Source organism: Algimonas porphyrae (assembly GCF_041429795.1).
Classification (GTDB): domain Bacteria; phylum Pseudomonadota; class Alphaproteobacteria; order Caulobacterales; family Maricaulaceae; genus Litorimonas; species Litorimonas porphyrae.
The window spans coordinates 909590-927620 of the sequence record NZ_CP163424.1; the positions used below are offsets into that span (position 1 = coordinate 909590).

The 18031-nt window shown below is 60.5% G+C and carries 23 protein-coding genes; 11 read left to right on the top strand and 12 right to left on the bottom strand.

All coding sequences use genetic code 11. The features are described 5' to 3' along the window. The first annotated feature begins 5 nt into the window (after nucleotides 1–5). The gene (gene ffh / locus AB6B39_RS04545) at nucleotides 6–1604 is read left to right on the top strand and encodes a signal recognition particle protein (RefSeq protein ID WP_284373178.1); all 1599 of its coding nucleotides are present in this window, start codon (nucleotides 6–8) and stop codon (nucleotides 1602–1604) included. 31 nt (nucleotides 1605–1635) lie between these two features. Continuing rightward, complete coding sequence (gene rpsP / locus AB6B39_RS04550; RefSeq protein WP_284373176.1) at nucleotides 1636–2121, top strand: 30S ribosomal protein S16; 486 nt, start codon at nucleotides 1636–1638, stop codon at nucleotides 2119–2121. A gap of 130 nt (nucleotides 2122–2251) precedes the next feature. Here the strand turns inward: rpsP and AB6B39_RS04555 are convergent, their stop codons facing one another. The 7 genes from AB6B39_RS04555 to AB6B39_RS04585 all read right to left on the bottom strand — a co-directional run bounded on the left by AB6B39_RS04555 (nucleotide 2252) and on the right by AB6B39_RS04585 (nucleotide 7817). Further along, nucleotides 2252–2917: a nitroreductase gene (locus AB6B39_RS04555; RefSeq protein ID WP_284373174.1), complete on the bottom strand. Its 666-nt coding sequence runs from the start codon at nucleotides 2915–2917 to the stop codon at nucleotides 2252–2254. A gap of 88 nt (nucleotides 2918–3005) precedes the next feature. Beyond that, nucleotides 3006–3500, bottom strand: a complete 495-nt coding sequence (locus AB6B39_RS04560) for a hypothetical protein (RefSeq protein WP_284373171.1) — start codon at nucleotides 3498–3500, stop codon at nucleotides 3006–3008. A gap of 3 nt (nucleotides 3501–3503) precedes the next feature. After that, on the bottom strand, nucleotides 3504–4301 hold the full coding sequence (locus tag AB6B39_RS04565) for an enoyl-CoA hydratase/isomerase family protein (RefSeq protein ID WP_284373169.1): 798 nt from the start codon (nucleotides 4299–4301) through the stop codon (nucleotides 3504–3506). 2 nt (nucleotides 4302–4303) lie between these two features. Next, nucleotides 4304–5440, bottom strand: coding sequence for a CaiB/BaiF CoA transferase family protein (locus AB6B39_RS04570; RefSeq protein ID WP_284373167.1), 1137 nt, complete (start codon nucleotides 5438–5440; stop codon nucleotides 4304–4306). A gap of 92 nt (nucleotides 5441–5532) precedes the next feature. Continuing rightward, entirely contained in the window at nucleotides 5533–6696 is a 1164-nt protein-coding gene (locus AB6B39_RS04575; RefSeq protein ID WP_284373165.1) for a sterol desaturase family protein, read from the bottom strand. Between the two features lie 63 nt (nucleotides 6697–6759). Further along, nucleotides 6760–7029, bottom strand: a complete 270-nt coding sequence (locus tag AB6B39_RS04580; protein WP_284373163.1) for a YiaA/YiaB family inner membrane protein — start codon at nucleotides 7027–7029, stop codon at nucleotides 6760–6762. Nucleotides 7030–7106: 77 nt separating this feature from the next. Next, nucleotides 7107–7817: a PspA/IM30 family protein gene (locus AB6B39_RS04585; RefSeq protein WP_284373161.1), complete on the bottom strand. Its 711-nt coding sequence runs from the start codon at nucleotides 7815–7817 to the stop codon at nucleotides 7107–7109. Nucleotides 7818–7923: 106 nt separating this feature from the next. Here AB6B39_RS04585 and AB6B39_RS04590 point away from each other — a divergent pair, with 106 nt between their 5' ends. Together AB6B39_RS04590 and AB6B39_RS04595 are read left to right on the top strand one after the other, a co-directional pair. Then, the gene (locus AB6B39_RS04590) at nucleotides 7924–8571 is read left to right on the top strand and encodes a TetR/AcrR family transcriptional regulator (protein WP_284373158.1); all 648 of its coding nucleotides are present in this window, start codon (nucleotides 7924–7926) and stop codon (nucleotides 8569–8571) included. Nucleotides 8572–8629: 58 nt separating this feature from the next. Beyond that, on the top strand, nucleotides 8630–9196 hold the full coding sequence (locus AB6B39_RS04595; RefSeq protein WP_284373155.1) for a 5-formyltetrahydrofolate cyclo-ligase: 567 nt from the start codon (nucleotides 8630–8632) through the stop codon (nucleotides 9194–9196). 3 nt (nucleotides 9197–9199) lie between these two features. On the opposite strand, the gene AB6B39_RS04600 is transcribed toward AB6B39_RS04595, so the two are convergent. After that, nucleotides 9200–10048, bottom strand: coding sequence for a hypothetical protein (locus tag AB6B39_RS04600; RefSeq protein ID WP_284373153.1), 849 nt, complete (start codon nucleotides 10046–10048; stop codon nucleotides 9200–9202). 20 nt (nucleotides 10049–10068) lie between these two features. Here AB6B39_RS04600 and AB6B39_RS04605 point away from each other — a divergent pair, with 20 nt between their 5' ends. From AB6B39_RS04605 to AB6B39_RS04620, 4 genes are read left to right on the top strand one after another with little or no spacing between them, the layout of a single operon-like run. Further along, nucleotides 10069–10791, top strand: a complete 723-nt coding sequence (locus AB6B39_RS04605; protein ID WP_284373151.1) for a ComF family protein — start codon at nucleotides 10069–10071, stop codon at nucleotides 10789–10791. Nucleotides 10792–10825: 34 nt separating this feature from the next. Then, nucleotides 10826–11086: a glutaredoxin 3 gene (gene grxC, locus AB6B39_RS04610; protein ID WP_284373149.1), complete on the top strand. Its 261-nt coding sequence runs from the start codon at nucleotides 10826–10828 to the stop codon at nucleotides 11084–11086. Between the two features lie 3 nt (nucleotides 11087–11089). Then, nucleotides 11090–11872 (top strand): carbon-nitrogen hydrolase family protein, encoded by a 783-nt coding sequence (locus tag AB6B39_RS04615; protein ID WP_284373146.1) that lies wholly within the window; start codon nucleotides 11090–11092, stop codon nucleotides 11870–11872. Beyond that, nucleotides 11869–12270 (top strand): DUF1178 family protein, encoded by a 402-nt coding sequence (locus AB6B39_RS04620; protein ID WP_284373144.1) that lies wholly within the window; start codon nucleotides 11869–11871, stop codon nucleotides 12268–12270. Before AB6B39_RS04615 ends, AB6B39_RS04620 begins: the two co-directional genes overlap by 4 nt. An 8-nt stretch (nucleotides 12271–12278) precedes the next feature. On the opposite strand, the gene AB6B39_RS04625 is transcribed toward AB6B39_RS04620, so the two are convergent. From AB6B39_RS04625 to AB6B39_RS04640, 4 genes are read right to left on the bottom strand one after another with little or no spacing between them, the layout of a single operon-like run. Further along, on the bottom strand, nucleotides 12279–13643 hold the full coding sequence (locus AB6B39_RS04625) for an NAD-dependent succinate-semialdehyde dehydrogenase (protein ID WP_284373142.1): 1365 nt from the start codon (nucleotides 13641–13643) through the stop codon (nucleotides 12279–12281). 9 nt (nucleotides 13644–13652) lie between these two features. Next, nucleotides 13653–14228, bottom strand: coding sequence for a hypothetical protein (locus AB6B39_RS04630; protein WP_284373140.1), 576 nt, complete (start codon nucleotides 14226–14228; stop codon nucleotides 13653–13655). A 3-nt stretch (nucleotides 14229–14231) separates the two neighbouring features. Beyond that, nucleotides 14232–15746, bottom strand: a complete 1515-nt coding sequence (hpaE, locus tag AB6B39_RS04635) for a 5-carboxymethyl-2-hydroxymuconate semialdehyde dehydrogenase (RefSeq protein WP_284373138.1) — start codon at nucleotides 15744–15746, stop codon at nucleotides 14232–14234. After that, the gene (locus AB6B39_RS04640) at nucleotides 15743–16123 is read right to left on the bottom strand and encodes a hypothetical protein (RefSeq protein WP_284373136.1); all 381 of its coding nucleotides are present in this window, start codon (nucleotides 16121–16123) and stop codon (nucleotides 15743–15745) included. The genes hpaE and AB6B39_RS04640 overlap by 4 nt, the downstream gene beginning before the upstream one ends. 69 nt (nucleotides 16124–16192) lie before the next feature. Between AB6B39_RS04640 and AB6B39_RS04645 the strand changes: the two genes are divergently transcribed. From AB6B39_RS04645 to AB6B39_RS04655, 3 genes are all read left to right on the top strand, one after another. Further along, nucleotides 16193–17053, top strand: a complete 861-nt coding sequence (locus AB6B39_RS04645) for a fumarylacetoacetate hydrolase family protein (RefSeq protein ID WP_284373134.1) — start codon at nucleotides 16193–16195, stop codon at nucleotides 17051–17053. A gap of 10 nt (nucleotides 17054–17063) precedes the next feature. Further along, a complete protein-coding gene (gene hpaR / locus AB6B39_RS04650; protein ID WP_284373132.1) occupies nucleotides 17064–17498 on the top strand; it encodes a homoprotocatechuate degradation operon regulator HpaR in 435 nt (144 codons plus the stop codon). A gap of 144 nt (nucleotides 17499–17642) precedes the next feature. Then, nucleotides 17643–18026, top strand: coding sequence for a hypothetical protein (locus AB6B39_RS04655; protein WP_284373130.1), 384 nt, complete (start codon nucleotides 17643–17645; stop codon nucleotides 18024–18026). Nucleotides 18027–18031: the final 5 nt, after the last annotated feature.

Below are 18031 nucleotides of genomic sequence, written 5' to 3' on the forward strand. Positions count from 1 at the left end.
GAGACTTGTTTGAAGCTCTTGGAGATCGATTAGGCGGTGTTTTCGACACGCTGACGGGTCGCGGCGCGCTGACAGAGCGCGACGTGGACGCAGCCATGCGCGAAATCCGCAAGGCGCTGCTCGAAGCCGATGTCGCCCTGCCGGTCGTCAAGCAGTTCGTCGCCAAGGTGCGGGAAGAAGCTGTCGGCGAGCGCGTCATCAAGGCGGTCAAACCCGGTCAGCAGGTCGTCAAGATCGTCAATGATGCGCTGATCCAGACGCTGGGTGGCACATTGTCAGAAGACGATGCCGACATGGCGGCGGTCCGTGCCGCCTCGGAACTCAATCTCAATGCCAAACCACCCGTCGTCATTCTGATGGCGGGTCTGCAAGGTTCCGGCAAGACGACGACGACGGGCAAGCTGGCGCTCTATCTGCGCGAGCGCGCCAAGAAGAAGGTCATGCTCGCCTCGCTCGATACGAACCGTCCGGCGGCGATGGATCAGCTCGGCATGCTGGCGGACAAATCCGGCACGGGCTTCCTGCCGATCGTCAAGGGCCAATCGGCCGTCGAGATCACGCAGCGCGCCCTCAAGGAAGCGGCTAAAGGCGGCTATGACGTGCTGTTCCTCGACACGGCGGGCCGGACCACGATCAATGAAGAACTGATGGCGGAAGTCATCGAGGTCGCGCGCATCGCGCAGCCGACCGAGACGCTGCTTGTCGCCGATGCGCTGACCGGGCAGGATGCGGTGGAAACGGCGGCGCGCTTCAACGAAGCCCTGCCGCTGACCGGTCTGGTCCTGACGCGGATTGATGGTGATGGCCGCGGCGGTGCGGCGCTTTCAATGAAGGCTGTCACGGGCCTGCCGATCAAGTTCCTCGGTACGGGCGAGAAACTGGACGGGCTGGAACAGTTCGATGCCGAACGGCTGGCGGGGCGCATTCTGGGACAGGGCGACGTGGTCGCGCTGGTCGAGAAGGCGAGCGCGCTGATCGACGAAAAGGACGCGGCGCGCGCGGCCGAAAAGATGGCCAAGGGCGAGTTCGATCTCGACGATCTGGCCAATCAGCTTGGCCAGATGTCCAAGCTCGGCGGTATGGGCGGAATCATGAAATTGCTGCCCGGCATGGGCAAGATGAAGAAGCAGATGGACGCCATGGGCGGCGTCGATGACAATTTGCTCTCGCGTCAACGCGCCGTCATCCTGTCCATGACCCCGTGGGAACGCAAAAACCCCAAACTCATCAAGGCGTCGCGCAAGAAGCGGATCGCCGCCGGTTCAGGCGTACAGGTCTCCGAAGTCAACAAGCTGCTGAAGATGCACCGTCAGATGTCCGACATGATGAAAAAGATGGGCAAGGGCGGGATGGCTGGAATGGCCGCGCAGATGGCGGGCATGCCCGGCATGCCTAAGGGTGCGATGAAGGGCCTTGGCGGCGGAATGGGCGGCATGCCCAACCCTGCCGACATGGACCCGGCTCAGCTCGAAGAACTCAAGAAACAGATGGGCTCCAGCCTGCCGGGTCTCGGCAAACTCCCTGGACTGGGCGGAGGTGGCCTCCCCGGTCTCGGTGGTGGCGGCCTTCCCGGTTTGGGTGGCAGTCCGAAATTCAAGAAATAACCAAACTCAGAACTCACTTTAAGGAAACATCATGGCTCTGAAACTTCGTCTCGCCCGTCACGGCGCGAAAAAACGTCCCTTTTATCGTATCGTCGTCGCCGACTCGCGTTCTCCGCGCGATGGTCGCTTCATCGAAATCGTCGGACGCTACAATCCGATGCTGGCCAAGGACGACGAAAATCGCGTCCAGCTGGAAGTCGACAAGATCAAGGAATGGCTTGGTAAGGGTGCACGCCCAACTGACCGCGTCGCGCGCTTCCTCGGTGCTGCCGGCCTGTGGGAATGGAAAGCTGGCAACAACCCTGAAAAAGGCAAGCCCGGCGAGAAAGCGCTAGAGCGCCTGGAAGAGAAAAAGGAAAAGGCTGAAGCCCGCGCCGAAGCCGAGAAGGAAGCCAAGGCGGCTGCTGAAGAAGCTAAAAAGGCCGCCGACGAAGCCGCCAAGGCCGCTGCCGAAGAAGCCAAGAACGCGCCTGCTGAAGACACGCCTGCGGAAGACGCGAAAAACGAAGAAGAGTAGATTTTTCGACGCGTGCTTTACGAATGAAAGACCGCCCAATGGGCGGTCTTTTTTATTGGCTCAGCGCTTCCGTCAGCGCTGCGCGCGGACACCTTGCCGGTTAAGCGGAAGCGCTGCGTCCCCTAATAGACTAGCTGAAAAACTTGACGCCATCCTCCAGCGCTACCCGGTCCGTGCGGCAATCATTCGCATCGTGGTCATCGGCGTAACCGAAGCTCATGCCGAACAAGATGCCCTGTTCGTCGGGGATACCGAGCAGGTTTTTCACAGGGGCCGGGAATTGTCCCAGCGCACCCTGCATGCAGGACTGGATGCCGTTTTCTTCCAGCAGAAGGCTGAGCGTCTGGGCGTAAATGCCGACATCGACGGCACCCATAATGTCGAGATATTTTTCCATCGCGAAGAAAGCTCCGTGCGGCGCACCGAAGAATTGCCAATTGCGGCCCATGGCCTGCATGCGCGCGGGCTTGTCTTCGCGTTCAATCCCCATTGCACCGTAAAGCGCCATGGCGGAGCCCCATTGGCGGTCCTTGTGGACGCCCTGATATCTGACGTTCCAGGCAAATTCCGGCGACGGCCCCTTGCCGCTCATCACTTCGGCCAGCATCGCGTTGGAGACTTTATCCTTCATCTCGCCCGAGACAACATAGACCTGCCAGGGCTGCGTGTTGCAGTTCGATGCGGCCTTCAGGCTTTCGGCGAAAATGTCGTTCAGCAAAGCCTGGGGTACGGGGTCGGGTTTGAATCCCCGCGCGGAGTAGCGGCTGGATAGGAGATCGGCGATGGTCGTTTTCATGGTCATTTTAGGGGCGGGCTTTCGCATCAGAAGGAAGGGCGACGCAATTGGTTGCAAACGCGTCTGTCAGGGGTGATCGTGGGGCAGGTCAGCCTGCGCGCACAAGCTCGAAGACGGCTGTCAGGGTCGCAATAAAGGCCTCGCGGTCCTGTCCCATCTGTGCGTCCGTTTTATTCACTTCCGCGCAATTATTGATCGCCATGACGTGGTCCATATAGAGCCTGTCCGGTTCCATGGTCGAAGTGGTGAAGCCCTGCCGCAGAGCCGTTTCATTCTGCGCCATCATCTGGTCGACCTTGGCCTTGTCCCAGCCAAAGGCCTTGGAGTCAGCATAGGTTTTGGCCATGCCGTCCTGGACGATCTGGCGCTGGGCTTTCGCGAATGCTGTGAAGGCCTCGCTCGCCTCCATCCGAAGCGGATCGGTAAAGCGGCTGTCGGATTTGACGGTCTTGGCCGCTTCTTCCAACCAGACGGCACAATTACCCGGTTGCGCGGCCTTGGCGTGAGCGAGGCTCGGGACCATGACCGCCGTCAATGTGAGTGCCGAGACAAGCGTGGCGGCTGAGAAGAGAAGTTGTTTCACGATTTACCGTCCTTTGAAATCGGGTTTGCGTTTCTGAACGAAGGCCATGATGCCTTCGCGGGAATCGTCCGTATTGGCCATGATCATCTGATGCTCAGATTCGAGCCTGGCCGTCTGTTCCTGTGTGGAATGCGTGGCTTCGCGCATGATTCTTTTCAGAGATCGCAGCGCGAGGGGCGCTTTTTCGGCCAGAGACTGCGCCCATGCGATCGCGTCCATGCGCAGGTCGCCGGCTGGCACGACCTTGTTGACCATGCCGGCCTCCAGACAGGTTCGGGCGTCCAGCCGCGTGCCTTCGGCCATGGCCGCGAAGGCCCGCTTATAACCGAGATGATGCAGATAGAACCAGCTGGCACCACCATCCGGGACCAAGCCGATGCCGATAAAAGGCGAGAAGATGGTGGCATCATCCGCCATCACGGCCAGATCGGACCCCAGTGCGAGTCCAAGCGCGACGCCGCCGGCGAAGCCATTAATGGCGGCGATATAGATCTTGTCTGACTTGGCGATGCCGTCGACCAGCGGTTTATAGTCCCGGATCGAATTGTCGAATTGGCCATGTTCGGATGCAAAACTGGCGCTTTCCTTCAAGTCGGTCCCGGACGAAAAGGCGCGGCCCGATCCGGTCAGAACGACGACACGGACCTGATCATCATGTTCTGCCCTGGTCTGGGCTGCGCGAAGGGCTTTGCGGACGGCCTTGTTCATCGCGTTCATCACCTCGGGACGGTTCAGCGTGATGATGGCGACATGGCCGTCCATTTCATAGGAGACGAGGTCCGAAGCGCTTTGATCTGACATGTCTACTCCGACAGGATCTTGGTCTGAATGAGGGTGGAGACGCGGTCTGCATTGTAACCGAGCAGGCGGGTGACCGCATCGCGGCCGCCATTGATGACAGGCAAGACCGGGTCCGGCACATCATAATGTCCGCCAAAGACCGGGGCTGGGCGCGGGTGCACATAGTGGCCGTGCCGTTCAAGTCCGCCGCGCGCGCGGTTCTGCGGGTGATCGGGGGCTTCCGTATAGTCCAGCACGGGCGTGACGCAGGCGTCCGACCCATCAAAGCGTGCGGCCCAGTGATCGCGCGTGTGCGTCTTGAATAGGGCTTCGAGCCTTGCATGCTGTTTTGCATGTTCGCGCTTGTCCATCTGGTCGCCGAAATCGCCTGGATCGATCTCCAGCAAGCGCAGAAATTCGGCGAAGAATTGCGGCTCGATACAGCCGACGGCCATGAACTTACCGTCCGATGTCGCGTAGCAGCGATAAAAAGGCATGCCGCCATCCAGCAGGTTGGTGTCACGCTCCGGCGTCCATTGTCCGAGCCCGGCCAGCGTGTGGAACAGGCCCATCAGACTGTTCGTCCCGTCGATCATGGCCGCGTCAATGACATCGCCGCGCCCCGTGCGCTCAGCCTGCAGCAATGCGGCGAGCACGCCCATCACCAGAAACAGGGTGCCGCCACCATAATCGCCGATAATGTTCAAGGGCGGCGGCGGCGGTTCGCCTTCGCGCCCCATGGCGGCGAGAGCCCCGGTAATGGCGATATAATTGAGGTCGTGCCCTGCCGTCTTCGCCCAGGGTCCAGTCTGGCCCCAGCCGGTCATGCGGCCATAGACCAGCTTCGCATTGCGCGCGTGGCAGGCATCCGGGCCGATGCCAAGCCGCTCGACAACGCCGGGACGCAAGCCTTCGATCAGCGCGTCGCTGCGTTCGACAAGATCGAGCAGGACTGCCACCCCGTCCGGCTGACGCAGATCGATCGCGATCGATGTCTTGCCCCGGTCATGTACGGTCGGAACGGCAAAGCCGGGCCGGTTCACGAGTATGACCTCCGCGCCCATATCGGCCAGCAACATGCCCGCATAGGGGCAGGGGCCGATACCAGCCAGTTCGACGATGCGGTAGCCCGATAGGGGCGCTGACGGAGGGCTTGCCATATGCGCGCTTTAACGGCCTTGGCGAGCGGCGCAACAGACCGACGCCACTCATCCGGGCTCTGATGCCGCGGCATGGGTTTGACGGTGCGTGTCTATGGGTCGGATTTGATTTCCTGCAGCACTGATTTGGCATTATCGACAAAGGGATGGAGTTGCTGCGCCCACAGACTTTTGGGCGGCGGGTCATGCAGCACGCCGTACCCATCTGGAAACGTGTCCGGATTGTAGTAGGAGCCGAACAGCCTGTCGAACCAGACGACATAGGTGCCGTAATTCATATTGATCGCGGCCTCGGCCTTGGCGTGATGCCAGTGATGGAATTTGGGTGTGCACAGGCCGATCCGCTCCATCCAGCGCAAGTCCCAACCCAGATTGGCATGCAGCCATGTCGCGTGAAACGAAGCGAAGACGATATAGGCGCTGATCGGACCGGGTTCGAAACCGAGCGTAGTGATGACCAGCAATCCAGCGGTGCGGGTGATGATGGGTTCCAGGAAGTTGAAGCGCGATCCGGCCAGCCAGTCCATCACATCGGTGCTATGATGGACGCTGTGAATTTTCCAGAAAAAGTCGGTCGTGTGATAGAGCCGATGAACGCCGTAGACGAGCATATCGACGGCCAGCAGCAGACCGAAAAATTGCACAATGAAGGGCAGGTCGGCAATGAAAGCCCCGACCATCGGAACGATCATCCAGCCAAGATAGTCATGAACGATCAGATTGGCGATCAGCAGGTAGAACCCGATCAGACAGTGATTGAGCGCGAAATGCTTGATGTCATGCAGCCAGCCTGCGCGAAACACGGATTGCTCCGCCCGGAAAGGGGCCAGCCGCTCCAGCGCGATAAACAGACCGCCGCTCGTCAGAAGGCCGATGATAAACCAGTCCAGACCCAGATAGGGCGCACCGTCCAGTATTGGCCCGGTCTTCACACTTGGACCGCCCAGCAGCAGGGCCAGCGCAATCAGACCCATGCCGCTCCAGGCAATCCGGCGACCGGCCTGACGATAGAGGGCAAAGCAGCCGAAGGCGGCCCCGATGAACAGGCCAAGACCCAGCAGCGTTCGGAGCAGATTGGGATCATAGATCGCGCGCAGGTCGGGCGTCGTCAGATAGCTGGGAAACAGGAAGGCGAGAACGCTCAGCAAGCCAAGCCCGCCCATTAGCAGGCAAATCACCGCACTATAGCGGCCATCCCCGATCGTCGCGAGCTGAGGGTGCCTCTGACGATGCCTTTGGGGCGACCGGTCGGTCATGATGCTCTCTCCCAATCCTGTTCCCGGCCCACATTTTTGCGAGCGGGCCGGGAGCAGCGAGGTCTAGCCGCCTGCTTTTTCCGCATATTCGGACAGGAGTTGATCCTGCTTCGCGCGGGCGATTTTCTCGAAGGTCATATCCTGCATGCGGATATCCGTGAGCGTCTTGACCAGTGTGATCAGCGATCCGGCGAGGAACACGATCCCCATGGCCAGATAGCCCTTGGTCGCGATGTTGACGGGCATGAGGACCAGACTCGCGCCGAGCATGCCGAAGGCCGTGATGACGCAGAGATAGTTGAAGTGGATCCAGGTTTTCGAATGTTCGAGCATGGTTGGGCTCCTGTGGGTCTATGTGTAACGGTGAGGTGAGGTGAGGTGAGGGGATCTGAGATGAATAGCTTGCGCGGTCAGCTTTCGACGGGTGCGGCTGCGACGCGCAAGCGTTGCAGCACGTCCTCGGGACGTGTCTTCAATGACGGGCCGCATCCGGCATCGGCCAGACGGTTGAGGACGGACTGACCGGACAGATCGTCCTCGATGTCGGTCAGGACGTCATCCAGCGCGACCGGGTCTTCGGATTTCAGCAGGCGTGACAGCACGGCTTCGCCTTCCCGGATGGATCCTGAAACGGATTGCTGCCCCGGTGCCGCGCGGTGCAGATGGCTGCCGGCGATGGCCGCGCGTTCGCGCTCGATGCTCTGCGCCGTGATCAGCCCTTGCCGCAGGGAAATCAGCTGCCGATGGTTGCGCTCGACAGCCAGACGGATGCGCTCCGCCTTGCGGCGCGAACTATCCAGCGTGTTTTCGCGCAAGCTGCGCTCATCTTCCAGCTGGGCGACCATGACGGCCGCTTCGCGCGCGAGCGCTTCATTCTCCTTTGCCAAGGCCTGACGCGTGCGTTCGGTCAGCTCCGCAATCTGATCGCCCAGCAGGATCAGGGTATTCTCTTCGGACCGGATTTTCACGACGAGGGCTGCCAGCCCTCGTTTCGCACTGGCATGCCCGGCTTCCGCTTCGGCGATCTTCTGGCGGATGATCAGCGCCGCATTGCGAGTTTCCAGTGATTGCTCTGCCTGAAGCGCCTTGCCCTGAAAGATGGATCTGAGTGTTCTATACATTGGTGTCTCCATGTTTGAACCGTGTTCAATATCACTAGGCAGAAGTTTGAACCGTGTTCAATATGCAATAATGAACGTTGTTCATTCAGGAAAGATGGGCTAAGGTATGATGATGGAAGAAAAGAGACAGACAGGAGTGCGAGGTCGCAAGGCACCGGACGGCACGCGAGAGCGGGTTATCGCGCTGACCCGTGACTTGATGGCTGCGGACGGTCTGTCATCGGTCAAGGCGCGCCCCATTGCGGCATCAGCCGGAGTTTCGGTCGGCACACTCTACAATATGTTCGGTCATCTGGACGACCTTGTCCGGCTGGCCAATGGCCAGACCTATGATGATCTATTTGCGCATCAGCAGGGCGCGCTGGACCGCGCCCGCAAGGCGATGCAAACGCCCAGACGGCAGCTCTATACGCTAGCTCATGCCTATCTGGAATGGGTCGGCGATCATCACACGCTCTGGTCCGCGACGCTCGCATTCAATCAAGACCGTATGGATAGCGCGCCGAGCTGGTATCGGCAGAAGGAACGCGCCCTGCTGGCCATCATCGAACAGGCGCTGGAAGATTTTCCGATCCGTTTTGACGGAGATAGGCGTCTTCATACGGCGCGCGCACTCTGGGCGTCGATCCACGGCATCGTGTCGATGGCGATGGGCACGCGCACTCTGCTCTTGCCTGTCGAAGACATCGAGGTTCAGATCGAAATCGTGGTCGATGCGGTCGCCCGGACCTTGAAAAGTCAGCCGTCCGCATGATTACGCATCGTGACCAGAGCCATCTTCGTTTCGGCGTTTCAATGAGAGTGTTTCCACAATGAGCATCGCGACACGTAAAGATCAGGCTAGAGACCGGGCACGGGCGCTACGCGCTGGGCTTTCGGCGAATGCGAATGACTTTGTCCGCTACTGGCCAGGCATGGAGCCCTCCGCCATCATTGCCGGCTATTGGCCGATCAATAGCGAAGTCGATATTCGCCCGCTTCTGCAACGCCTGTCGGAGTCCCACACTATCGTCTTGCCGGTCACGCCGCGCGACCGGCTCCGGCTCAGCTTTCGCCGCTGGACCCCAGATGCAGCTATGGAAGCCGGGCCGTTCGGGACGCAACACCCGGTGGGCGAACTCAGCGACGGGGCCGATCCGCTCGTCCCGGACGTCGTTCTGGTGCCGCTTCTGGCCTTTACCCGGCAGGGCGACAGGCTCGGTTATGGTGGTGGTTATTACGACGCGACACTGGCGGGGCTGAAAACGGAAAAGCCAAGCTTGCGAACCGTCGGCGTGGCTTATGCGGGGCAGATGGTCAAAGTCTTGCCGACGGAAAAGACCGATATGCAGCTGGATCACATTCTGACGGAAAACGGCCTGATCACGACTCATGTCTAGCCGCTAGCGGTCGCGGATCGATTTCAACGCCTCGTTGAGACCGATTTTGGCAGATCCCGGCTTGAGTGGTTTTTGCTGGCTGTCATGCGGTGCCCACCCCGTCATCCAGACGATTTCCCAACTGATCGGCATCGGCCTGTCTGGCGCGGGGCGAAGCCGCGCTTCGATGTCAGTGATGAGACGCGGCGCAGGTTCCGCGCTGCGATCCGTCAGAGCATTGCTTAACCCCAGATCACGCAGGTCGCCAGCCAGCGTCTCGATCTGGCGGTAATGCACGGCGAAGCGATCGGAGTCCGTGACGGGAATGGCCAGTCCGGCATGGCCCAGCAATTGTGCCGCCGCGCGAACTTCGATCATGGGATGGATGCGGGGTGTCGGCGAACCGATCCGGTCCGTATCGATGGCGTAGAGCGTCTGTCGCAATTCCGTCAGACTGATCCCGCCGATCAGGCAGGCCAGGAACAGACCGTCGGGAATCAGCATGGCGCGCGCCGCCTGCATCCATCCGCCCACCGTATTCAGTGACTGGATGTGGAACAGGCTGATCACCAGGTCATACGCATCGCCGCCGGGTGTTTCGCGGTAATCGAACTGGGCGAAGCGTTTCGCCACTGGCAGTCTGTCCAGGATTTGATCGCGCCAGTCGAACGGACCGATCAGGCAGGCCCTCGAAAAAGTCCGGTTCACATCCTGCAGCCGTTCGGACAAATCATCGATGGCGCGCTCAAGCAGGAATGGTGTTGCGCGTTGCTGCCGCCGCTTGGCCCGGTCGACCCGCAGGGCTTGCGCCTGTTCGTCGAACAGCACGGTCGGCGGCGCTTTGCCGTGCGTTTGATCTTGTGTTGCGCTCATGCGGGCGCGATAGTCGGCAAATGGAGGTCTGGCAATCACGACTGCTGAGCATGGGGCGGCTGGTCGTCGATACGGTTCTGCCGCCGACCGACGATACGGAACTGTTCGCCGCCCTGACGTTTCTGGATGAACCGTGCTGTGCGTCCTGCGGCTATCCATTCGATCATCAGGTCGCCGGTATCAGCGCGTTCGATCTGGCTTGCGCCGCCTGTCTGGCGCGCCGACCCGCCTACGCCACGGCGCGGTCGGCGCTGCAGTATGACGAGGCCTCGCGCCGCATGATTCTGGCTTTCAAACATGGCGGCCATACGGACCGACTGCACAGTTTTGCCGCGCAGATGCACCGGGCCGGACGAACGGCCCTGGCCCATGCCGATCTGCTCATTCCCGTCCCGCTGCACCGCACCCGTCTGATCAAGCGGCGCTTCAACCAGTCGGCTCTGCTGGCACGGTCGTTATCAAGGCGTTGCGGCGTGCCGATGGACGCGCATGCGCTACTGCGCGACCGCCGGACACCGAGCCAGGGCGGATTGTCAGCGGCAGGACGTCGCCGGAATGTTCAAGGCGCCTTTACGGTCTCCGATCCGGGCAGGGTGGCCGGGCGGCGTCTCGTTCTGATCGATGATGTGATGACGACGGGCGCGACGCTGGAAGCCTGCACACGGACTTTGAAACGCGCAGGCGCCACCCGGATTGACACGGTCTGTCTGGCGCGCGTTGTAAAGCCGCTTCCGGCTCCCTAAATGCGCAACGAGATCAAATGAAAAGGTTCCCGCCATGGCCGCTAAAGTCGAAATGTATACCAAGATGTTCTGCCCTTACTGCATCCGGGCCAAGGCGTTGCTGGAAGGCAAGGGTGTCGAGATCATCGATTACCCCGCCGCGAACGACAAGGCGAAGCGCGCGGAAATGAATCAGCGTGCCAATGGCCGGAACACGTTCCCGCAAATCTTCATCAACGGGGAACATGTCGGCGGGTCGGATGATCTGGCCGCGCTGGAACGGGCTGGCAAGCTGGATGCCATGCTGGCTGCCTAGCGTGTGAAAGTCGCGCTCCTGCAACTGACTTCCGGCACGGTTCCGGATGCAAATTTCGACGCCGTCGCCGCGTTGCTCCGCAACACGGATGCACGCTTCGTTCTGACGCCGGAAATGACGCCGTTCTTGGAAAAGGACGCAAAGAAGCTTCGCGTTGGTCTCATCCCGCAAAGCGATATGCTTGCGCCATATCGTGCGCTGGCCAGAGATCGCGACCTCTACTTTCTGCTGGGATCAGCCGCCGTATTGCGGGATGATGGACAGATCGCGAACCGATCCTTTCTACTCGGTCCGGACGGCGCAGTGATCGCGCAATATGATAAGATGCATCTGTTCGAGGCGGCTCTACCCGGCGGTGAAAGCTACCGGGAGAGTGATAGCTACGCCGCAGGGGAGGCGTCCGTCATCGCGCCCGTCGATGATCTGACGGTCGGCATGTCCATCTGCTACGATCTGCGCTTTCCCGCGCTCTATTCAGATTATGCGCGCAACGGCGTCGATATAATCACCGCGCCGTCAGCCTTCACCCGCTCGACCGGGAAGGCGCATTGGGAAACATTGCTGAGAGCGCGCGCAATCGAGAGCGGCGCGTGGGTTCTGGCTCCGGCGCAGGGCGGAACGCATGAGGATGGGCGTCGTACTTGGGGGCGGACCATGGCGGTCGCGCCTTGGGGCGAGGTCGTCGGTGTGCTTGATCATGACCGACCGGGGCTTCTGGACGTCGAAATCGACCGCAAAGCTGTCCTCGATGCGCGGGCGCGCATTCCCGCCTGGCGACAACGATGATCCGCTACGCGCTGATCTGCGACCGCGACCACAGCTTCGAAGGCTGGTTCGGGTCCTCCAGCGACTATGATGATCAGCATGCGTCCGGCCTGCTCGTCTGTCCGCAATGCGGTTCCGAACAGGTCGACAAGGCCATCATGTCTCCGGCCGTTCGGAGTGCCGACAGGAGCGCACAGATCGCCGACGCGATCCGCAACGAAATCGCGGAAACGTGCGATGATGTCGGCGAAAACTTCACGGATGAAGCGCGCGCCATGTTCTACGGCGAGAAACCGGAACGCAGCATCTATGGTCAGGCCACGGCCCAACAGGCGAAGGCGTTGCTCGAAGACGGCATTCCTGCCATGCCTATTCCGCCCGCACTTGATCCGAAACGGGCGAAGAAGAAGCTGAACTAGCGCCGGGTCTAATCAACCACGCAGGTCTTGATGTTGCAGAAGGCCAGTAAGCCTTCGCGCGCCAATTCGCGGCCATAGCCACTTACCTTGATGCCGCCGAAGGGCAGGCGGGGATCGGACGCGGTCATGGCATTGACGAAGGTCGCACCCGATTCGATTTCGGTGAAGACGCGCTCCATTTCGGCCTCGTCCTGCGTGAAGACCGATGATCCCAGACCGAAGGGGGAGTCGTTGGCTAAGGCGATGGCTTCGTCAAGATCCGAGACCTTGAACAGCATGGCGACCGGGCCGAACATTTCCTCGCTATAGGCGTCCATGTCCTCGGTGACGCCCTCAATGATACCGGGGCGGAACCAAGAGCCCTCTTGGTCGATTGCCTGACCCCCGCAGACGCGCAGCGCGCCTTGGGAGAGTGCATTGTCGACCTGTCCGCACAGTTCCTCGACGGCTTCGGGATTGACGAGCGGGCCAATATCCGTGTCGTCATACATCGGGTCGCCGATGCGCAACGCCTCGAAGCCGTCTTTCATCCGGTCACGGAAATCATCATAGATGTCGGCGTGGATGATGAAGCGTTTGGCTGCGATGCAGCTCTGTCCATTATTCTGTGTCCGGGCCTTGATCCCGACTTCGACCGCCTTGTCCAAATCCGCGCTCGGCATGACGATGAAGGCATCCGATCCGCCCAGTTCCAGTACGGTAGGTTTGATCTCCTGTCCGCAGATACTGGCGACGGACGCGCCAGCCGGTTCCGATCCGGTCAGAGTTGCGGCGCGGACACGACCATCGCGCAGAATGCGTTCGACCTTGGCGCCGCCGACGAGCAATGCCTGGAACGCGCCTTCGGGGAAGCCTGCACGGGTGAACAGCATTTCCATCGCCAGCGCGCATTGCGGCACGTTCGACGCGTGTTTCAGCAGGCCCGTATTCCCGGCCATCAGAGCCGGTGCGGCAAAGCGCATGACCTGCCAGAACGGATAGTTCCACGGCATGACGGCCAGGACGGGACCGATCGGCAGGATGCGGCGAAAGCTGCGCGTCCGGTCTGTGTCGACGGGCTCGTCGGCCATGATCGCTTCGGCATGGTCGGCATAATAGCGGCAGACCCAGGCGCATTTTTTGGACTCGGCGATCGCCTGGCTGAGCGGCTTGCCCATTTCCAGCGTCATGATGCGGCCAAACTCGTCCGCATCCGACTCCAGAATATCAGCCGCCTTGTGCATCCAGTCTGCGCGCTCCGCGAAGCTGCTGTCTTTCAGGGCCTCGAACGCGACAACGGCGCGTGCGATCGCGAGGTCGACCTCGGCATCCGTATGCGGTTCGAACGTTTTCTCGATCTTGCCGGTGGCAGGATTGGTGGTCGCAATGGGCATAATAACTTTCTAACGGGTGGGAACGGGTGAGGCGGCAGGCCAGCCTGTATCGCCCGTGCGTTTCAGCGTCATGCGGAAGGTTTCGACCGGATCCATGCCGTCGCGATTATAGGTGCCGATGGACTCCCACTGATCGCCCTTGACCGTTGCAACATATGACATGACCGCGCCCGGCCCGGCTGGCAGAGACCATTTGTAGGTCGTGCCATCCAGTTCGATCGGGAATGTGCCTTGGCGCCCACCCGACCAGCTTTTCATATGCCAGCCTGCGCCGTCAGGTGTCTTCGAAATGATGCCCAGCGCCTGAAACTTCGCAACGCCTTCATCATCATAGCCCGTACCATTGACGACAACGATGTCGCCATTCAGCATCGGTCCGACCCGTTCAGTCTGTGTCACTTCATAAGGACCCGCCGCCGTTCGACCGCCTGCCGTTCCCACCCATTCGCCGAACAGGAATTCGAACGGATGAGCGTCGGCTTCAGATGTCGGCGGTGGCGCCCCGATAGGCGTGGTCTGGGCTGACGCCATGCCGGTGGCGGCGAATAGAGCGAACGTCGCGGCGACGAGAGTGGTGCGGATCATGCGTCATCCCTTTCCGAGTTGCGGTACGGTGTGCGTACCGTAAGCATAGCACATGTTTTTCGTCTCCATGTAGAAGTCGAAGGAATAGTCGCCGCCGTCGCGGCCGATACCCGAGGCTTTCATGCCGCCGAACGGTGCGGGCAGGTGACGGTTGTTCTCGCTATTGACCCAGACCATGCCGGCTTCCAGCCCTTTGGACATGCGCAGGCCGCGTTCCATGGAATGGGTCCAGACATAGGCGGTCAGGCCGTAATCGACATCATTGCCGATGCGAAGCGCGTCGGCTTCGTCCTTGAAAGGAATGGCTGTCAGCACGGGGCCGAAAATCTCTTCCTGGGCGATCCGCATATCGTTCGATGCGCCCGTGAACAGAGTCGGCTCGACATAGCAGCCTGTGTCGCCATGGCGTTTGCCGCCAATGACCGTCTTTGCACCGTCTTCCTTGGCGATATCGAAATAGCTCAGCACCTTCTCATGGTGGGTCGGGTGAATGAGCGGGCCGATCTCCGTTTCCGGATCGAGCGGATGGCCGACGGTCAGATTGGCGATCCGGTCCTTCACGCGCGCGGTGAAATCGTCATAGATTGTGTCCTGCACGAGCAGGCGCGTCGAACTGGTGCAGCGTTCGCCATTGAGCGAGAATTGCATGAAGACCGCGGCGTCGAGCGCCCGGTCCATATCCGCATCGTCAAACACGATACAGGGGTTTTTCCCGCCCAGCTCCAAGTGGATACGCTTGAGCGTTGCCGCCGTCTGTCGCTGGATCAATGTACCTGTATGGCTTTCGCCAACAAAGGCGACGGCCTTGATGTGGCGGTGTTCCGTCAGCGCCTTGCCCGCCCCTTCGCCGAGGCCGTTGACCACGTTCAACACGCCAGCAGGCAGCCCGGCTTCATGCGCGATTTCGGCCAGGATCATGGCGGAGAAGGGTGAAAACTCGGCTGGTTTCTGAACCACCGTGCAGCCTGCGGCCAAGGCCGGAGCGATCTTCCATGTGCTAAGCATGAAGGGTGTGTTCCACGGTGTGATCACACCGATGGGCCCCAGCGGCATGCGCGTGGTGACGTTCAGGTGCGTATCGGTCGGCAAGGCCTGACCATCCATGGCGGACGGAGCCTTGTCAGCAAAAAAGCGGAAATTGGCAGCCCCGCGAATGGCGGCCTTCTTCATGAAACGGATCGGCTGACCCGTATCGAAGCTTTCGACATGGGCGATTTCGTCTGCGCGCGCTTCGATCCCGTCTGCGACGGCGTGCAGAATGGCACGACGTTGCGACCCGGGCATGGCGCGCCAGTTTTGAAACGCGTCCCAGGCGGCATTGGCAGCTTTGTCGATATCGGCCTCGGTCCCGGCCTGCATCTGGCCCAGCGCGCTATTATCGACGGGCGTCGTTACATCGACGATCCGGTTCTGGTCTCCGTCGACCCGCTGCCCATTGATGAAGTGTCCGAGCGGCGCATTCGTATAGGGTTTGAGCCAGTTGCGCGTCTTGGTTTCGAGCGCCGAAAGATCGGTCATGTCTTGTCCTTCAGGATGCGGTGAATATTGTTCTGCTTCCAGGTCGTGCCGGGCGTGATTTCCTGCACCTCGAGGCCGAGCGACAGGGGGCGATTGTCGGCGAAAGCCGGAGCCGCCCAGTCGGTCAGAACCTTGAACAGCGTGTCGCCAATCTCTCGTCGTAGGTCGTCGCTGCGGCCCGCACCGAGTCTGACTGTGACATAGACGAAACCGTTTTCCGGCGCGCCGTCGCCGACAAGGGCGGTGTCGCAGGGATAGGACCGGGTGCGGATGCCGCCGGTCGGCAGCGCGTCCAGACCCATGGCGGCGTGGTGCAGATCCCGGCACAGCGCTTCTGCGTCCAGATCGGTCTTATGTTCGATGATGAGATGCGGCATGGCTTGCGATCCATTTATTTAACATGTTAAGTAATTTCAAGCCCAGCCATTTCGCACAAGGACATACGCATGAAACTCGTCAGTTTTTCACATCAGGGTCGAGACCGTTTCGGACGCGTGGTCAATGAACATTTCATTGCAGATCTGACGGATGCGTTTGGCGATCTGCGATCCGTTCTGGAACGCGATCAGCTCCCTGCGGTGCGCGACGCTGACGGGCCTCACATCGCGTTTAGCGACGTGACCCTCCTGGCACCCGTGACCAATGCACAGAAATACTTCTGCATCGGCGTCAACTACGCCAATCGTAATGCGGAGTATAAGGACGGGTCGGAGCCGCCCAAATTTCCGTCCGTCTTCATGCGTTCACGCGAGAGCTTTGTCGGCCATAATGTGCCGCTCGAACGCCCGCCGGAGTCGGACAAGCTGGATTATGAGGGCGAAATTGTCATCATCATCGGCAAGGCGGGCCGACGTATCGATGCTGCCAACTGGGCCGATCATGTCGCCGGCTTCTCCCTGATGAATGAAGGCACGCTGCGCGACTGGGTCCGTCACGCCAAGTTCAACGTCACGCAAGGCAAGAATTTCGAACGTTCTGGTGCCATCGGGCCGTGGATGATCACGACCGAGGAATTCCTCAAAGGGCGCGATGTCAATGATCTGCAGATCAGCACTCGCGTCAATGGGGAGTTACGGCAGGACGACACGACCGCGAACATGATGTTCCCGATCCCGTTCATCGTATCCTACCTCTCCAGTTTTGCCCGGCTGCAACCCGGCGACGTGATTGCGACCGGTACGCCGAACGGGGCCGGTGCCCGGTTCGATCCGCCGAAATATCTCGTGCCAGGCGATGTCGTCGAAGTTCATTGTGATGGCATCGGGACGCTCTCTAACGGTGTGATCGACGAGCCTGATCGGGGCTAGGGCTGCAGGCATGAGCGACCTGCGTCCATTCGAACGCAATCTGCCCATGGCGCTGCTGCGAGCGCGCGAGGCCGTCATGGCTCGGTTTCGTCCGATCCTGCGAGATCATGGTCTGACCGAACAGCAGTGGCGGATCATCCGCGCGCTGGAAGGTGAAGACGATCTTGATATTTCTACGCTGGCGGAAAGGACGCTGCTGCTGATGCCGAGTCTGACCCGGATCGTGACAGGGATGGAAGAGGCCGAACTGGTCCGCCGCGTCACCGACACGCAGGATGCTCGCCGTCGCCGGGTGCGTCTGTCGCGCAGGGGCCAAGCGACCTTCCGGGCCGTGGCACCCTTGAGCGAAGCTGCCTATGCGGAGATCGAAGCCGGACTGCCCGGCGGGCAGATCGCAACGCTCTACGATCTGCTGGATGCGCTGGAACCCGAATCGGAAAGCTGAGCCGGGATCGCCGAATTCGGTGTACGCATTCAGATTAGGGTTAAGATAGAATTGACTCTGTTTCTTTATCGCACAGAAAGATTTCTCTGCGATGCTGCTGCGGCTGGGTGAAAAGGAACTCAGGTTTGGAAAGGAGCTATTATCATGGCTTCATATGCATTGCCCTCGGCGACACCGACGCCTGTCTTTACGACAGAGTCGCGTAATGTGCGCACGGACGATACCAAGGTCCCGGTCGAACAGGCCGTGGATGCATCACCGGAATCGCGCAAGATTCCAGACCCAATCACGCAACCGGCCCTGTTCAACCCGATTGCGCCCGACGCGGCCCCGAAAAAAGAGGTGACCTCTGACGTGCTGAGCGATGTTCGTCCCGTGATCGAAACGCTGGATGGCACCAAGGATATTGTGGGCACGCTAGAATCGGAAGAACCTGATCAGGCCGATAACAGATTGCAAGCCAGCGGGGCCTATCAGGCACTGCGTCAACCGGATGAAGCCTCGCGCACACCCGTCGGCACAGCCTGAACCGT

Coding starts and splice junctions, on each gene's coding strand:
- AB6B39_RS04580 (WP_284373163.1), bottom strand. CDS start 7,029: ATGCTCGAACATTCGAAAACCTGGATCCACTTCAACTATCTCTGCGTC.
- AB6B39_RS04600 (WP_284373153.1), bottom strand. CDS start 10,048: ATGAGCGCAACACAAGATCAAACGCACGGCAAAGCGCCGCCGACCGTG.
- AB6B39_RS04570 (WP_284373167.1), bottom strand. CDS start 5,440: ATGGCAAGCCCTCCGTCAGCGCCCCTATCGGGCTACCGCATCGTCGAA.
- AB6B39_RS04640 (WP_284373136.1), bottom strand. CDS start 16,123: ATGCCGCATCTCATCATCGAACATAAGACCGATCTGGACGCAGAAGCG.
- AB6B39_RS04585 (WP_284373161.1), bottom strand. CDS start 7,817: ATGTATAGAACACTCAGATCCATCTTTCAGGGCAAGGCGCTTCAGGCA.
- AB6B39_RS04645 (WP_284373134.1), top strand. CDS start 16,193: ATGAAACTCGTCAGTTTTTCACATCAGGGTCGAGACCGTTTCGGACGC.
- AB6B39_RS04625 (WP_284373142.1), bottom strand. CDS start 13,643: ATGCCCATTGCGACCACCAATCCTGCCACCGGCAAGATCGAGAAAACG.
- AB6B39_RS04595 (WP_284373155.1), top strand. CDS start 8,630: ATGAGCATCGCGACACGTAAAGATCAGGCTAGAGACCGGGCACGGGCG.
- AB6B39_RS04655 (WP_284373130.1), top strand. CDS start 17,643: ATGGCTTCATATGCATTGCCCTCGGCGACACCGACGCCTGTCTTTACG.
- AB6B39_RS04590 (WP_284373158.1), top strand. CDS start 7,924: ATGATGATGGAAGAAAAGAGACAGACAGGAGTGCGAGGTCGCAAGGCA.
- rpsP (WP_284373176.1), top strand. CDS start 1,636: ATGGCTCTGAAACTTCGTCTCGCCCGTCACGGCGCGAAAAAACGTCCC.
- AB6B39_RS04575 (WP_284373165.1), bottom strand. CDS start 6,696: ATGACCGACCGGTCGCCCCAAAGGCATCGTCAGAGGCACCCTCAGCTC.
- AB6B39_RS04605 (WP_284373151.1), top strand. CDS start 10,069: ATGGAGGTCTGGCAATCACGACTGCTGAGCATGGGGCGGCTGGTCGTC.
- AB6B39_RS04620 (WP_284373144.1), top strand. CDS start 11,869: ATGATCCGCTACGCGCTGATCTGCGACCGCGACCACAGCTTCGAAGGC.
- AB6B39_RS04630 (WP_284373140.1), bottom strand. CDS start 14,228: ATGATCCGCACCACTCTCGTCGCCGCGACGTTCGCTCTATTCGCCGCC.
- hpaE (WP_284373138.1), bottom strand. CDS start 15,746: ATGACCGATCTTTCGGCGCTCGAAACCAAGACGCGCAACTGGCTCAAA.
- AB6B39_RS04555 (WP_284373174.1), bottom strand. CDS start 2,917: ATGAAAACGACCATCGCCGATCTCCTATCCAGCCGCTACTCCGCGCGG.
- hpaR (WP_284373132.1), top strand. CDS start 17,064: ATGAGCGACCTGCGTCCATTCGAACGCAATCTGCCCATGGCGCTGCTG.
- grxC (WP_284373149.1), top strand. CDS start 10,826: ATGGCCGCTAAAGTCGAAATGTATACCAAGATGTTCTGCCCTTACTGC.
- AB6B39_RS04565 (WP_284373169.1), bottom strand. CDS start 4,301: ATGTCAGATCAAAGCGCTTCGGACCTCGTCTCCTATGAAATGGACGGC.